Origin of the sequence: Amycolatopsis sp. A1MSW2902, assembly GCF_017312175.1 — a bacterium.
GTDB lineage: Bacteria > Actinomycetota > Actinomycetes > Mycobacteriales > Pseudonocardiaceae > Amycolatopsis > Amycolatopsis nivea.
On sequence record NZ_QJPO01000001.1, the window covers coordinates 8,197,947 to 8,212,139 of the forward strand.

Here is a 14,193-nt window from a genome sequence, read left to right on the forward strand (position 1 = left end):
TGACAAGCTGTCAGAAAGAACTGTAGGCCACGACCGGTACTTAGGCTACCCTAAAATCAGCGGATTTCACTCGAGCCGACCGCTCGCCGGACGAACCGCACGGCAGCCTCGATGGCGTCTTCCAGCTGGTCAGCGGGCACATCGATGACCTGACGGCTGCCGAGCGCGGCGGTGATCATCGGGACCACCACGTCGAGGTCCTGCGCGGGCCAGCTGCCCGCGTCGACTCCGGCGAGCAGTACCGCGCGAAGCTGTTCGATGATCGGGTCGGCGTGCGCGCTGATCCGCTGATACGCCGCGGGCGCGAGCGCGGACTCCAGTGCGGTGCCCGGCGGAAGGTGGTGTTCGGCCAGCACGCGCAGCTGCAGCCGGACGAACGTGGCCAGCTGGGCGACCGGGTCCGGTTCCGCGTCCACCGCCGCGCGCAGCCGCTCGACGTACCGCGCGGACTCGTCCTCCACGAACGCGACGAGCAGGCTCTCCTTGTCCGGGAAGTGGTTGTACATCGCGGTGCGGCCGAGCCCGGCCTCCGCGGCGACGCCGGCGAGCGTGATCGCGTCGAACCCGCGCTCGTACAGCTGCGCGCGGACGACGTCGAACACTCGCGACCGCACCTCGCGGCGGTGCGCTTCGAGCGAACCGCCCAGCACCTTCGGCACGCGCGCCACCCCCTTCCCGTGCGAAACACTGTAGGGGACCGCGCGAAAACGGCTCAGTCGTCGAGCGGCCAGGTGTGCACCGGCTCGCCAGCCTCGGAGAGCTCCAGGTACCGCCGCAGCATCCAGTTGAGGGCGGTTTCGCGGTCTGCTCCGCGTTCGTGCGCGCGCAGCACGTAGTCGCGTTGCCAGGCCGCGCCGCTGCGGCGGGCGAGGCAGCGGCGTTCGATGATGCCGAGGTAGCGCACCCGGGCTTCGTCGGAGACGTCCGACCGGCGCAGGCCTTCGTGCGCCAGCGGCAGCAGGACGCGCAGGGCCAGTTCGTCCGGCGGGATCCAGCCGATGCCGGGCCAGTACAGCTGCGCGTCGAAACCCTTGCGCGCGCCCTCGTACAGGTTTTCTTCCGCTGCCTGGAACGACATCTGCGACCAGACCGGCCGGTCCTGTTCCGCGAGCGCGCGTTGGGCGCCGTAGAAAAACGCCGCGTTGGCGACGATGTCGGCGACCGTCGGACCGGCGGGCAGCACGCGGTTTTCGATGCGCAGGTGCGGCAGGCCGTCGACGACGTCGTACACCGGCCGGTTCCACCGCCAAATCGTTCCGTTGTGCAGCCGCAGTTCGGAAAGTTTTGGCGCCTGGCCGGATTCGAGCGCTTCGATCGGGTCCTCGAGATCGGTCTCCGGCAGCAGTCCGGGGAAATAGCGGACGTTTTCCTCGAACAGGTCGAAGATCGACGTGATCCACCGTTCGCCGAACCACACCCGCGGCCGGACACCCTGGTTTTTCAGCTCCTCCGGCCGGGTGTCGGTGGCCTGCTGGAACAACGGGATCCGGGTTTCGTGCCACAGCGCCTTGCCCAGCAGGAAAGGAGAGTTCGAGGCGAGCGCGATCTGGACGCCCGCCAGACATTGCGCGGCGTTCCAATGCGCCGCGAATTCCTCGGGGGCCACCTGCAGATGCAATTGGACTGAAGTACAGGCGGCCTCCGGGAGAATGGACTCCGCGTAGTGCCGCAGCCGCTCCGGCTGGGCCCCGGGCAATGCGGGGCCGTCCATCGCGAGCGCGATCCGCTCGCCGCGGGCGGCGAAGATCTCGTCGTTCAGCGACGTGTAGCGCGTTTTGTGGGACAGCCACTTCTGGTCGAAATGCTCCGCTCCCAGCGTGGGCAGAATGCCGATCATGGCCACCGACGAGCCGGTGTGCGCCGCGCTCTCCTGCGCTTTCGCGAGGTAGGAGTGCAGGTCTTCTTCCAGGCGCAGCGCGGAATCCCCGGCGAGCGGGCGCGGCGGCACGTTCAGTTCCAGGTTGTGCTGGCCGAGTTCGGTGGTGAACGACGCGTCGTCCAGCGCCTCCAGCACGACCGAGTTGGTCATCGACGGGCGCAATTGCCCGTCCACCAGGTTCAGCTCGACTTCGAGCCCGATGTTCTTGCGGGGAAAGGAAAAGCTCCCGTCGGTGAGCATCCGGGCCAGGGTGTCCAGGCATCGCTGGACCTTCCGGCGGTACCGTCCGCGATCGAGCCGGCCGGGGTGTGCCGAGAGATCCGTACCCATGGTTCGACGCGCTCCTTGGCTGCTGTCCGCAGTGGTCTGGGCGGCTAGTACGCCAGGCAGACCACCGTCGCACAGCGCCGCGCCATGGGCTAGCGGCCAAACTGGTGCTCTCCGTCACCGGCGGTTGACCCTGCGCGTAACTACGCCGTTTGCCCTAAAGCGCCTCGCACGTTCGGACCAGTGGGCACGGGTTCGGGCGGGTGCGAGACTGTCCGATGTGGCTCAACTGATCTTCACCGAGGACCGGGCGCATCCGGGGCTCGACGACTTCCGCGACCTGTCCACAGCGGACCGTCGGCCGGACCGCCCCGGCGGGCGCGGGCTGGTGATCGCCGAGGGAACCGTCGTGGTCGGGCGGCTGCTTGCTTCGCGCTATCCGGTGCGAGCGCTGCTCGGCGTGGAGCGACGGCTGCGGGAATTGGAAGACGAACTCGCGGGCGTCGACGTGCCCGCGTATGTGACGTCGGCGGAGACGATGGCCGACGTCGTCGGTTTCCACCTCAATCGCGGGGTGCTCGCGGTCGCGGATCGTCCGGAACCGCCGACGGTCTCCCAAATCGTGGACAGTGCACAGGTTTTGGCCGTGCTGGAAGGCGTCGGCGATCACGAGAATCTCGGCGCGCTTTTCCGCAATGCCGCCGCGCTCGGCGTCGGCGGGATATTGCTCGGCCCGGGTTGTTCGGATCCGCTTTACCGGCGCAGTGTGCGCGTTTCGATGGGACACGTGCTGCGCGTCCCGTTCGCGACTTTCGACAGCTGGCCCGGCGGCCTGGATGTGCTGCGGGCACGGGGTTTTACGGTGGCCGCGCTCACTCCGCGCGCGGATTCCGTACCGCTGCGCGGATTGCGCGAAAAAGTGCCGGGCCCGATCGCGCTGCTGCTCGGCGCCGAGGGGCCGGGGCTGACGGACGAGGCGATCGAAGCCGCGGACGTCGCGGTCCGCGTGGAGATGGTGGCCGGGGTCGACTCGCTGAACGTCGCCACGGCCGCGGCGATCGCGTTCCACGAGGTCTCGGCGGGCGTCGCCCCACTAGAGTGACCCCCGGCACGTTTCTTGCGGGGAGGGGCACGATGGAGCTGCGCATCCGCGGCGAGCAGGCGGTGCTCGCCGGGCCGGGCGGCGAGCACGCGCGAGAGGTCGACCCGCGCCGGCTCGCGATCGGTGCCGAGCTGGCGCAAGCCCTGCACGAGTGGGCGCGCGTGGCGTCGGCGGTGGCGCGCTCCGACTCGGACGTCGACGTCGCCGGTTCGGTCGTGTCGCAGCGCGGACGTCAGCTCGCCGCGCGACTGGCCGCGGTGATGGGCACCGAGGTGCGCTTCGTCGACCCGGTGACCGGCGTGGAAACGGTGGTCGAACCGCCTCGGCGGCCGGATCAACCCGCGCGGGCCCGGACTCGGGAAGAGCCGACGCCTTGGCTCACCGGGCTGACCGTGTCGGTGTTCGCGGCCGCGGTGGTGGTCGTGGCGATGCTCGCGCTGGCCACCACGCTCGCCCGCGAGACGAGCGTGTGGCTCGCGCTGATCGCGGCGCTGGTGGTGACCGGCGGCGTCGCACCGTCCCTGTGGCTGGGCCGGAAGGTGCCGATCCTGCGCTGGGCGGTGTACGGCGCGGGCGGCGGCTTGGCCCTCGCGTGGATCGGCGTGCTGGCCACGGTGTTCTGACTCGCGGATACTGACGCGATGGCTCCGCTCGACAAGTTGCGCGCCCTCTGTCTCGCCCTGCCCGAAGCCACTGAACGACTCAGCCACGGCGAACCGACGTGGTTCGTCCGCGGCCGCAAGACGTTCGCGATGTTCGCCGACCGGCACCACGACGACAAGCTCGCGTTCTGGTGCCCCGCGCCGCCCGGCGTGCAGGAGGAACTGGTGCGCACCGAGCCGGAGCGGTTTTTCCGGCCGCCCTACGTCGGAGTGCACGGATGGCTCGGCGTGCGGCTCGATGTGGACGTCGACTGGACCGAGGTGGACCAGATCGTGCGCGAGGCGTATCGGCACGTGGCACCGAAGAAACTGGCCGCGTTGCTGGACGCCTGACCCCGACCGCTGCGCTTCCGCCGCCGTCCGTGAGGGCCACCCTGAGGGAATCGGATTCCCTCAGGGTGGCCCTCACGTACCGGGATGCTGCGAGCACCGGCCGACGAGCCGCGCTGGGCGGCTTTCTTTCCTGCTGAAAGTCCGTGAAGGGCTCCTTGAGGGAATCAGATTCCCTCAAGGAGCCCTTCACGGACCGAAGCTGTCTCAGGTCGGGGGGGCACGATCCGGAGGGTTCCCCTCACAGACGTCGGCAGGAGCGGAGAGCTGGCCGCACACCACAGCTACCGAGAAACCCCAATGCGGTATTGGGTGCATCTGACGCACCCAATGTGGCATCGGGGCGCTTGAAGCGGGGCAGGTCAGCCGCGCTGGGTGCGGACTCCGAGCAGCACGTCCTCCCAGGACGGCACGATCGGATGGTTCTTCTTCGCCTTCGTGCGCGGCTGCTCGGCTTCGTCACCGTCGGACTCGCCCGGGACACGCGGGATCTCGCGGGTCTCGTCGTCGCCCTCGTCCGGACCCTCGATGGCGCGCGGTTCCTCGACGGCGTCGAGCGTCGGCTGCACCACCGAATCGCGGGCGGGGGCCAGCGCCCGCACGGTGCGCGGGGCGACGTAGGAGTTCGGGTTCAGCAGGACTTCGGCGTTCTCGTCGAGCGCGTGCACCGTTCCGCCGTGCGCGCCGGGCGAGAACGACCAGTGCGCGCGGTTGTCGGAGCGGCCCGCTTTCCAGCGCAGCACGACGACCCACTTGCCGTCGTCGCCGCGCCAGGCGTCCCAGGCGGCCTGGTTGTAGTCGTGGCCGCGGACGCCGAAGGCGTAGGCGATGACCTCGCCGAGCGTCTGGACGTCGGGCCCGTCCTCGCGGACCGGGTGCGCCGACTGCGCGAGTTCCGCCGTGCGGGACCGTTCGAGCAGCACCGGATAAGCGAATCGCTCCACCCGCTGCGTCGAGACGCCCGCGCTGCTCGCGACCTGCTCGACGGACTCGCCCGCGCGGATTCGCGCCTGGATCTCGCGTGGCCGCATCTGGCTCTCCAACTCGATCTCGATCTGGCCCAGCCGGGCTATGTCCCCCCTCGCCGCCGCACGCAGTCTCTCGTCGGCCGGGAGCAGGAAGCGGGTACGGCTCGCCGGGTCCTCCAGCACGAGGGACTTCCCGTCCTCGTGCAGCCCGACCACCCGCAACGCCCGCATTTCTCGCCTCCCCGGTGTTCACCTTTGTGGGTGCCCACGTTAGAACGGCGCGTCGGCTTGACGTGCGAGGCGCGCCGACGCCTCACCCATCCGAACTCAATCCGACGGCACTTTCCCGGCCATTTTCGCCGCGCCGGAGATCGGTCACACTCGTGACACGCCGACCACGGTCTGTCACGAACGAGTGGTCATGAACGCGAACCGCCCCGCGAGCCGGAGGGCTGGCGGGGCGGTTTGGGCGTTTCGGCGCGTTTTCGGTTCAGCCGAGCCGTTCCACGACGTATTCGATGCTCTGGGTGAGCTTCGTGACGTCGTCCGGGTCGATCGCCGGGAACAGGCCGACGCGCAGCTGGTTGCGGCCCAGCTTCCGGTACGGCTCGGTGTCGACGATCCCGTTGGCGCGCAACGCCTTCGCGACCGCGGCGGCGTCGACCTCGTCAGCGAAGTCGACCGTGCCGACGACCTGCGAGCGCAGCTCCGGATTCGTCACGAACGGCGTGGTGTACAAGGTCTTCTCGGCCCATTCGTACAGCCGGCTCGAGGATTCCTTGGTGCGCGAGGTGGTCCAGTCGAGGCCGCCCTGGCCGTTCATCCACTCGATCTGCTCGGCGAGCAGGAAAAGCGTGGAGACGGCGGGGGTGTTGTAGGTCTGGTCCTTGCGCGAGTTGTCCAGCGCGGTGGTGAGCGACAGGAATTCGGGGATCCAGCGGTCGCCGCCGCCGATCTCGCCGATCCGCTCGATCGCGGCGGGCGAGGCGAGCGCGATCCACAGCCCGCCGTCGGACGCGAACGACTTCTGCGGCGCGAAGTAGTAGACGTCGAAGTCCTCGGCCTTGACCGGGAGACCGCCGGCGCCGGACGTCGCGTCGATCGCGACCAGCGCGCCGTCGCTGCCCTCGGGACGCCGCACCGGCACAGCGACGCCGGTGGAGGTCTCGTTGTGCGCCCAGCCGACCAGGTCCGCACCCTGCTGATAGGCGATCTCCGGCGCGCTGCCCGGGTCGGCCTTCACCACGATCGACTCGCCGAGGAACGGAGCCTTGTTCGTGACGGTCGCGAACTTCGAGGAGAACTCGCCGTAGGTGAAGTGCTGGGCGCGCTCGCGCACGAGGCCGAACGCGGCGGCGTCCCAGAACGCGGTCGTCCCGCCGTTGCCGAGGATGACCTCGTACCCGTCCGGGAGCGAGAACAGCTCGGACAGCCCGGCGCGCACGCGGCCGACGAGCGACTTGACCGGCTTCTGCCGGTGCGAGGTGCCGAGGTAGGTGGAACCGGACCGGGCGAGGGCGGCGAGCTGCTCTTCGCGGACCTTCGAGGGTCCGCAGCCGAAGCGGCCGTCGGCCGGCTTGAGGTCTGCTGGGATCGTCAACTCAGCGTCGGTCATGTGCTTAGTCTCTCAGGTCGGGACAACGCAGGTAACGGCGGTTGGCGGGTGTCCGACATGTGGAATCGTGACGGAAACGCACGGTTACCGGCCGCGCTGGCGGTGGTTTGCGCTCTTCGCCTTGGTCGCGCTGGTGCACCCGTGGGATTCGACTGCGCTGATCGGCCTTCCGCTCGGCCTGGCGGCGACGCTGGTGCTGGTTTTCGTGCCCTGGCGACGCGCATGGTTCCGCCGTCGAGCAGTCCCTGCCGCGCTGTTCGCTCTTTCCGTGGCGTTCACCGGGTTTGTCGTCGTCGGGTTCTTCGTCGAGCCGTCGAGCCCGGACGAGGTCGGCTCGGCCGTTTTCGCGCTCGTCCTCGCAGTCGCGTTCGCCGCCGCGTCGGGGATACCACCCAGTGGGACCACGGACAGGAGATCCCGAGACTGCTGCGCGTCACGGTTCGCCCGCGCGGCTACCTGACTTTGCTCGACTGCCCGCCGGAGCGGGCCCGGGATCGAGCATTGCCCGCCGGAACTCGCCGCCGAGCTGATCGAGCGTCGGCGGCTGTGGGTGTTCGGCACTCCGGAGATAGGCGAGGTTCTGCTGGGACTGCCCGGCCAGGGTTTCTACGCGAAGGCGTGGTTGTCCCCAGCCGGGCGAGCGCCTGCCTATGACGCCGAAGACCCCGGCGTCAAGGCCGAAGCGGGCTGACTCAGCGCCACCCGGCCTCGTCCAGACCGCCCGGGATCGGTGCGGCCGGGTCGTACGGCGTGCGGCTGAAGATGAACGTGGCGAGGTTCAGGTGGTTCGCCGTGCCGTTCGCGTCGCGGCCGACGGTGAGCGTTTCGCCCGCGTAGTAGCCGTCCAGGCCGATCCAGGTGTCCGGGCCCTCGGGGCGGAACCGGGACGCCCGGCCGGCGCCGACGGCCGGGTTCAGCGAGATCAGGCCGTCGCCCTGCACGCGCAGGAAGTACGGCGTCGGGCCCCAGTGCCACAGTCCGGTCAGCGCGAGCAGGTCCGGGTCCACAGTGGACGGGAGCCATTCCTCGGGCAGCGCGGGTTCGAGGTCGTCGGCGGTGGTGATCAGGTCGAGGCACAGCTGGGTGATGTTGACGCCCGAGGTCGAGTTCGCGAGGCACAGCGCGCCGGTGCCGCTGCGCGGGTCGGCGATGGTCGCGGCGAGGAACCCGGGCATCGATCCGGTGTGCCCGGCCAGGTGTCTGCCCTGGTAGCGCACGACCATCAGGCCGAGGCCGAACCCGGTCGACCACACCTCGGTGTCGTCGACGGTGTTCATCGTCCGCATTTCGTCGACGGTGTCCGGCGAGAGCACGTCACCGGTGTGGCCGCCGAGGAACGACGTCCAGCGGCCGAGGTCGGTGACGGTGGACCAGAGCTGCCCGGCCGGGGCCATCGCGCCGGCGTCCGGCCACTTCTCCGGCATGAGCACGTCGGCGAACGGGTGCACGGCGAATCCCTCAGCGTGCGCGCCTTCCGGGTGCGGGGTCGTGCGGTTCATGCCCAGCGGGGTAAGGATTTCGTCGCGCACGACGTCGAACCACGGCCGCTCGCGGAGCCGGGAGACCAGTTCGCCGAGCACGCCGTAGCCGACGTTCGAGTAGTGGAATTTGGATCCGGGACGCAGCTTCGTCGCGCCCTTCTCCAGGCTCGAGACCAGCGCCGCCCAGTCCGCGCCGGGCGCGCGTTCCCACCACTGGCCGGGCGATTCCGACGTGAGGCCCGACGTGTGCGACAGCAGCTGCGCGACGGTGACCGAGCCGAACGCGGTGCCCGGCAGGTGCCGCTCCAGCGGGTCGGTGAGGTCGAGTTTGCCCTCGTCGCGCAGCCGCAGGACCGCGGTCGCGATCATCGTTTTGGTGATCGACCCCAGCCGGTACTGCGTGTTGTCGTCCGGGCGCTCGTCGCCGACGCGGCCGCGGGCTCCGGACCAGACGACGTCGCCGCCTCGGACGACAGCGGCGACGAGGGACGGGGCGCGGCTGACGGACTGCTCGTGTGCGAGCCGTCGGTACAGGGCGAGTTCGGTGGTGTCGAGCATGGCGTCATTCTGCCCGGGCAGTTCAGCCGAGCAGTTGCCGGTCCAGCGCCGTCGTGACCGCTGCCGTGCGGTCGGAAACGCCGAGCTTCGAGAACACCCGCAACAGGTGCGTTTTCACCGTCGCCTCGCCGATGTGCAGCTCGCGGCCGATTTCCGCGTTCGTGCGGCCCTTCGCGACCAGCCGCAGCACTTCCACCTCGCGCGCGGACAGCGGCGAGGCCGGCGTCGGGTTCCGCATCCGGTGCACGAGCTTGCCCGCGACCGACGGCGCCAGCACGGTTTCGCCGCGATGCGCGGCCCGGATCGCACCGGCCAATTCGGCCCGCGACGCGTCTTTCAGCAGATATCCCGACGCGCCCGCCTCGACCGCGCGCAGGATGTCGGCGTCGGTTTCGTACGTGGTGAGCACGACGATCCGGCGCGCGGGCGTTTCCTTGAGGATCGCGTGGATCGCACCGACCCCGTCGAGACCCGGCATGCGCAGGTCCATCAGGACGACGTCGGGCTGTTTCACGCGGTCGAGCGCCACCGCTTCGTCGCCGGAACCGGCTTCGCCGACCACCGTCAGGTCGTCCTCGGCTTCGAGCATGCCGCGCAGTCCTTCGCGCACCACGGGATGGTCGTCGACCAGCATGATGGTGATCACGCGGGCACCTCCAGTTCCAGTTCGGTGCCGCCGTTCGCGCCGGTCCGCACTTCCAGGGCGCCGCCTACCTGCTCGGCCCGCGAACGCATGCCGCGCAACCCGAATCCGGCTCCGTCGGCATCCGGGGTGAAGCCGCACCCGTTGTCTTCCACGCGCAACCGTATCGCTCCGTCCACAGCGGACAGCCGCACGCGGACGAGAGTCGCGCCCGAATGCTTGCGCACGTTCGAAAGCGCTTCCTGCGCCGCGCGCAGCAGCACCACTTCGACCGCAGTGGACAGTGGCGGCAGCGCATCGTCCACTTCGCACTCGACCGGGATACCGATCTCTTCGGCGAGCCGATCTGCCTGCCGCTGCACGGCTTCCGGCAACGAACCAGTGGCCAAATCGGACGGTGCGAGCGCGGCGACCATCGCACGGGCTTCAGCGAGATTCTCGCGCGCGGTGCGGCCGGCGAGCGCGAGATGTTTGCGCACTGTGGACAGATCGGTGTCCAGTTCGGACTCGATCGCCTGGGTCAGCGTGATGATGCTGGTGAACCCCTGTGCGAGCGTGTCGTGGATTTCCCGCGCCAGCCGTTCGCGTTCGGCCGCGGTGCCCGCTTCCCGCGACAGCCGGGCGACCTCGGCCTGGCTGGATTCCAATTCGCGGATCAGCTCGGCGCGGGCGCGGCTCTGCTTCAGCACGTCGCTGGTGAACTTCCCGGCCAGCAGGCTGAAGACGATCAGGATCGCGGTCATCGGCAGCAGGACCGAGAGCAACTGGTTGTCCCAGCCGCCGTTCAGCACCGCCGAGACCGGTTCGAGCAGGATGAGCAGCGTCGTCGCGACCACCCCTGGTCGCAAATCCAGCAGCATGAACAGCAGCGGGCAGGCGAGGAACAGCACGAAGCTCGCCGAAGTGGTCGCGAGAATGGCGGTGCCGGTCAACGCGATCAGCGCCACCGCCGCGACGGCCCGGGCGGTTCCGTTGTCCTCGCCGTGCACGACGCGCCGTCCCGCGGCCAGGTAGCCGACCGCGATCGCGCCCATCGCGGACTCGGCCACGATTTTCTCCGCCGCCGACCCGTCGTTGAAGAGCACCAGGAAGGCGGTCGCCAGGTAGGCGACCGCGAACAGCACCTCCCAGGACCAGTACGACCGCTCCCACGCGTCGGCTTGGTTCACTTCGCTTCGTTCGTCCACCGGAACGTCACCCTCGCGAGCACCAGGCCCACCACGCACCACACCGCCAGCACCAGCGCCACCTTCGGAAGCTCCCATGTCCCCGCCATTTCCTGGGTCGCGGCCTCCGGCGGAAGGAACACCGAGCGGAAGCCCTGGCAGATCCACTTCAGCGGGAAGAACGACGCGACGTCGACCATGATCCTCGGCAGGTTCGTGATCGGCGTGACGAACACCCCGGAAATGAACTGCAGCACCAAGTACACCAGCTGCACGAGCGCCACGGTGCCGTTCGCGGTGCGGGTGGCCGAGCTGATCGCGATGCCCAGCAGCGTCGAGGAGACGATCCCGAGCAGCAGCACCCAGAGCAGGGTCAGCCACTTCGCCGGATCGGAGGGCAGTTCGAGGCGGAACAGCAGCATCGCCACCGCGGCCATCAGGACGGTCTGCGACACGCTGGTCACCGCGACCATCACCATCTTGCCGACGAAATAGGCCGCCGCGGGCATCGGCGTGCCGCGCAAGCGTTTCAGCGCACCGATTTCCCGGTCCGCGGCGATGCCGATGCCGACGCTGTTGAACGACGTCGACACGATGCCCGCGCCGATCATCCCGGCGGCGAGCAGCTGCCCGGACGACACCCCGCTCTGCCCGGTCGGGCCGTCGAGGATGGAGCCGAGCAGGATCATCAGCACCGCGGGCAGCGAGAAGGTGAACACCACCTGCTCGCGGTTGCGGAAGAACTGCCGCAGTTCGAGCCCGCCGCGGGCGAGGCCCAAGCGGAACGTCCCCGGCAGCGCCATGGTCGTCGTGGTCACGGTTGCTCCCCGATCAGGTCGAGATAGACGTCTTCCAGGCTGGGGCGCGTCACGGTGAGACCGGCGAGTTCCCCCTGCGTGCCGGCGAGTTGCGAGACGAGCTTCGTCGGGAACTGCGTGCGTTCCTCGTGACTGCCGCGTTCGTCCTGCCACCGCACGACCGCCTCGGCGCGTTCGCGGCCGCCGAGCGTCGCCGGCGTCCCCTCCGCGACGACCGAACCGCGCGCGATGACCGCGAGCCGATCGGCCAGCGCCTCGACCTCGTCCAGGTAATGCGTGGTCAGCAGGATCGTGGTGCCCTCATGGGCGAGTCCGTCGATGAGCCCCCAGAACTGCCGCCGCGCCTCGGGATCGAAACCGGTCGTGGGCTCGTCCAGGAACAGCAATTCCGGACGGCCGACGATGCCGAGCGCGACGTCCACCCGGCGGCGCTGCCCGCCGGACAGCGCCTTCACCCGCGCACCCGCCTTCGCGGTGAGGCCGACCTGGTCGATCACCTCTTCCGGATCCCGCGGGTTCGGGTAGTACTTCGCGAAGTGCCGCACGGTCTCCGCGACGGTCAATTCCGCCGCGTCGCCGGCCGTCTGCAACACGATGCCGAGGCGGGCGCGCCACGCGCGTCCCGCGGTACCCGGGTCCTCGCCGAGGACAGTGGCTTCCCCCGCCGTCCGCTGCCGGTGCCCCTCCAGGATCTCGACGGTGGTCGTCTTGCCCGCGCCGTTGGGCCCGAGCAGGGCGAACACCTCGCCGTCACGGATGTCGAGATCGATCCCGGCCACGGCGAGGTGGCCCGGGTACTCCTTGCGCAGTCCGCGCACTCGCACTGCTGTGCTCATGGGTTCAGCGTGCGCCGCGGAGGCCGGTTCGCGGGACGTCCGGGCAGTGGAATCCGGCTGTCCGTCGAACGGTGGACACGCTGGTTTCCCGTGGAACCACGACGGCCGCTGTTGACAAGTTGTCTAACATGACAAGATGTCTCACAAGCAGGTGACGGCCAGTGACGGAGTCCGCCTTTCGGTCCGGGTGAGCGGCAACCCGGACGGGCCCACGGTCGTGCTCGTGCACGGATACCCGGACAACAGCTCGATGTGGGACGGCGTCGCCGAAGAGCTGCGCCGCGACCACCGCGTGGTCGTCTACGACGTGCGCGGCGCGGGCGAATCCGACAAACCGCGCGAGCGCCGGGCGTACCGGCTGGACCAGCTCGCCGACGACCTCGCCGCGGTGGTCGACGAGGTGCAGCCGTCCGGCAAGGTCCACCTCGTCGCGCACGACTGGGGTTCGATCCAGGCTTGGCACGCGGTCACCGGCGACCAGCTGCGCGGCCGGATCGCTTCGTACACCTCGCTTTCCGGGCCCAGCCTCGATCACGCCGGCGCGTGGTTCCGTGCCCAGCTGACCCGGCCGACGCCGCGTCGCCTCGGCCACGCGCTGCGGCAGTTCCTGCACTCGTATTACATCGTCGCGTTCCAGGTGCCGCTGATCCCGGAACTGTTGTGGCGCACCGGAATCATGCGCACGATGATCCGGAAGCTGGAGCCCGCCGAAACGTCGCCCAAGACGTCGGACGGGGTGCACGGCCTGAAGCTGTACCGGGCGAACATGGGCCCGCGGCTGTCCCGGCCGCGCCCGCGTCCGGCGGAAATCCCGGTGCAGGTGCTCGCGCCGACCGGCGATTCGTACGTCACCACGCCGCTGCAGACCGAGGTCGAGCGCTGGGTGCCGGATCTGCGCGTCCGGCGCGTGATCGGGTCGCACTGGATCACCCGGACCAAGCCGGAAGTCGTTGCTGCCGCGGCAGCTGAGCTGATCGCGTCGGTGGAAATCGGCGAGGAAACGCGGGCGCTGCGGCGGGCGCGGGTCGGCGGCGGCAGCGGTCGCTTCGCGCACCACCTCGTCGTCGTGACCGGTGCGGGCAGCGGGATCGGGCGGGAGACCGCGCTGGCGTTCGCGGCCGAGGGTGCCGACGTGGTCGTCAGCGACATCAACGGCGATTCAGCTGCGGAAACGGCGAAACTGGTGCGAGAGCGCGGAGTCGACGCCGGTGAGTACACAGTGGACTCTTCGGACGGCGAGGCGGTCGCCCGGTTCGCCGCGCAGGTGCGGGACGAGTTCGGCGTGCCGGACATCGTGGTGAACAACGCCGGGATCGGCATGTCCGGCCCGTTCCTCGACACGACGATCGAGGACTGGGAGAAGGTCGTGGACGTCAACCTGTGGGGCGTGATCCACGGGTGCCGCGCGTTCGCGCCGATGATGAAGGAACGCGCTGAAGGCGGGCAGATCGTCAACCTCGCTTCTGCCGCGGCATACCTGCCGTCGAAGATCCTCACCGCTTACGGCACCACGAAGGCCGCGGTGCTCGCGTTGAGCAATGGCTTGCGCGCGGAGTTGGCGTCCGAGGGAATTGGCGTTACCGCGGTTTGCCCGGGATTGGTGAACACCAACATCACCAAGACCACTAAGTTCGTCGGCGTGGACGAGGTCGAGGAGAAGCGGCGCCAGAAGGAATCGTCGAAGCTCTACGCCCGGCGCAATTTCGGTCCGGAACGAGTGGCGCGCGACATTCTGCGTGCGGTGGAGAAAAACGTCGCGATCCAACCGTCCACTCCGGAAGCGAAGGTCGCGCTGGTCCTTTCGCGGCTGACGCCAGGTTTGCTGCGCGCGGCGGCGAAACTGGACGTCACGCCGTGAGCCGTCCGCG

14 protein-coding genes are annotated in these 14,193 nt (G+C 69.5%); 5 read left to right on the forward strand and 9 right to left on the reverse strand.

Going from position 1 to position 14,193, the window contains the following annotated elements; all coding sequences use genetic code 11:
* Positions 1–56: 56 nt before the first annotated feature.
* Both DMP23_RS38370 and DMP23_RS38375 read right to left on the reverse strand, forming a co-directional pair.
* On the reverse strand, positions 57–659 hold the full coding sequence (locus tag DMP23_RS38370; protein WP_337823917.1) for a TetR/AcrR family transcriptional regulator: 603 nt from the start codon (positions 657–659) through the stop codon (positions 57–59).
* 53 nt (positions 660–712) lie between these two features.
* A complete protein-coding gene (locus DMP23_RS38375) occupies positions 713–2,209 on the reverse strand; it encodes a glutamate-cysteine ligase family protein (RefSeq protein WP_037819966.1) in 1,497 nt (498 codons plus the stop codon).
* Between the two features lie 217 nt (positions 2,210–2,426).
* Here DMP23_RS38375 and DMP23_RS38380 point away from each other — a divergent pair, with 217 nt between their 5' ends.
* The 3 genes from DMP23_RS38380 to DMP23_RS38390 are packed head-to-tail and all read left to right on the forward strand — an operon-like array spanning position 2,427 to position 4,243.
* Complete coding sequence (locus tag DMP23_RS38380) at positions 2,427–3,248, forward strand: TrmH family RNA methyltransferase (RefSeq protein WP_037819964.1); 822 nt, start codon at positions 2,427–2,429, stop codon at positions 3,246–3,248.
* A gap of 32 nt (positions 3,249–3,280) precedes the next feature.
* A complete protein-coding gene (locus DMP23_RS38385; RefSeq protein ID WP_037819961.1) occupies positions 3,281–3,871 on the forward strand; it encodes a DUF2537 domain-containing protein in 591 nt (196 codons plus the stop codon).
* Between the two features lie 18 nt (positions 3,872–3,889).
* The gene (locus tag DMP23_RS38390) at positions 3,890–4,243 is read left to right on the forward strand and encodes an MmcQ/YjbR family DNA-binding protein (protein ID WP_037819959.1); all 354 of its coding nucleotides are present in this window, start codon (positions 3,890–3,892) and stop codon (positions 4,241–4,243) included.
* A 359-nt stretch (positions 4,244–4,602) separates the two neighbouring features.
* On the opposite strand, the gene sepH is transcribed toward DMP23_RS38390, so the two are convergent.
* Positions 4,603–5,439, reverse strand: coding sequence for a septation protein SepH (sepH, locus tag DMP23_RS38395; protein ID WP_037819957.1), 837 nt, complete (start codon positions 5,437–5,439; stop codon positions 4,603–4,605).
* A 259-nt stretch (positions 5,440–5,698) separates the two neighbouring features.
* A complete protein-coding gene (serC, locus tag DMP23_RS38400) occupies positions 5,699–6,823 on the reverse strand; it encodes a phosphoserine transaminase (protein WP_337823918.1) in 1,125 nt (374 codons plus the stop codon).
* Positions 6,824–6,890: 67 nt separating this feature from the next.
* Between serC and DMP23_RS38405 the strand changes: the two genes are divergently transcribed.
* The gene (locus DMP23_RS38405; RefSeq protein ID WP_337823919.1) at positions 6,891–7,283 is read left to right on the forward strand and encodes a hypothetical protein; all 393 of its coding nucleotides are present in this window, start codon (positions 6,891–6,893) and stop codon (positions 7,281–7,283) included.
* Between the two features lie 232 nt (positions 7,284–7,515).
* Here DMP23_RS38405 and DMP23_RS38410 read toward each other — a convergent pair whose 3' ends face one another.
* From DMP23_RS38410 to DMP23_RS38430, 5 genes are read right to left on the reverse strand one after another with little or no spacing between them, the layout of a single operon-like run.
* Complete coding sequence (locus DMP23_RS38410; protein ID WP_337823920.1) at positions 7,516–8,862, reverse strand: serine hydrolase domain-containing protein; 1,347 nt, start codon at positions 8,860–8,862, stop codon at positions 7,516–7,518.
* Positions 8,863–8,884: 22 nt separating this feature from the next.
* Positions 8,885–9,508 carry a response regulator gene (locus tag DMP23_RS38415; RefSeq protein WP_037819947.1) on the reverse strand — a complete coding sequence of 208 codons (624 nt, stop codon included), beginning with the start codon at positions 9,506–9,508 and terminating at the stop codon, positions 8,885–8,887.
* Entirely contained in the window at positions 9,505–10,692 is a 1,188-nt protein-coding gene (locus tag DMP23_RS38420) for a sensor histidine kinase (RefSeq protein WP_240690738.1), read from the reverse strand. Before DMP23_RS38420 ends, DMP23_RS38415 begins: the two co-directional genes overlap by 4 nt.
* Positions 10,671–11,474, reverse strand: coding sequence for an ABC transporter permease (locus DMP23_RS38425; protein WP_037819984.1), 804 nt, complete (start codon positions 11,472–11,474; stop codon positions 10,671–10,673). Before DMP23_RS38425 ends, DMP23_RS38420 begins: the two co-directional genes overlap by 22 nt.
* A gap of 11 nt (positions 11,475–11,485) precedes the next feature.
* Positions 11,486–12,325 (reverse strand): ABC transporter ATP-binding protein, encoded by an 840-nt coding sequence (locus DMP23_RS38430; RefSeq protein WP_134729450.1) that lies wholly within the window; start codon positions 12,323–12,325, stop codon positions 11,486–11,488.
* Between the two features lie 151 nt (positions 12,326–12,476).
* On the opposite strand from DMP23_RS38430, the gene DMP23_RS38435 reads away from it, so the two are divergent.
* Positions 12,477–14,183: an SDR family oxidoreductase gene (locus tag DMP23_RS38435; protein WP_134729489.1), complete on the forward strand. Its 1,707-nt coding sequence runs from the start codon at positions 12,477–12,479 to the stop codon at positions 14,181–14,183.
* The last annotated feature ends 10 nt before the right edge of the window (positions 14,184–14,193 follow it).

Coding starts and splice junctions, on each gene's coding strand:
- DMP23_RS38375 (WP_037819966.1), bottom strand. CDS start 2,209: ATGGGTACGGATCTCTCGGCACACCCCGGCCGGCTCGATCGCGGACGG.
- DMP23_RS38385 (WP_037819961.1), top strand. CDS start 3,281: ATGGAGCTGCGCATCCGCGGCGAGCAGGCGGTGCTCGCCGGGCCGGGC.
- DMP23_RS38390 (WP_037819959.1), top strand. CDS start 3,890: ATGGCTCCGCTCGACAAGTTGCGCGCCCTCTGTCTCGCCCTGCCCGAA.
- sepH (WP_037819957.1), bottom strand. CDS start 5,439: ATGCGGGCGTTGCGGGTGGTCGGGCTGCACGAGGACGGGAAGTCCCTC.
- serC (WP_337823918.1), bottom strand. CDS start 6,823: ATGACCGACGCTGAGTTGACGATCCCAGCAGACCTCAAGCCGGCCGAC.
- DMP23_RS38410 (WP_337823920.1), bottom strand. CDS start 8,862: ATGCTCGACACCACCGAACTCGCCCTGTACCGACGGCTCGCACACGAG.
- DMP23_RS38425 (WP_037819984.1), bottom strand. CDS start 11,474: ATGGCGCTGCCGGGGACGTTCCGCTTGGGCCTCGCCCGCGGCGGGCTC.
- DMP23_RS38430 (WP_134729450.1), bottom strand. CDS start 12,325: ATGAGCACAGCAGTGCGAGTGCGCGGACTGCGCAAGGAGTACCCGGGC.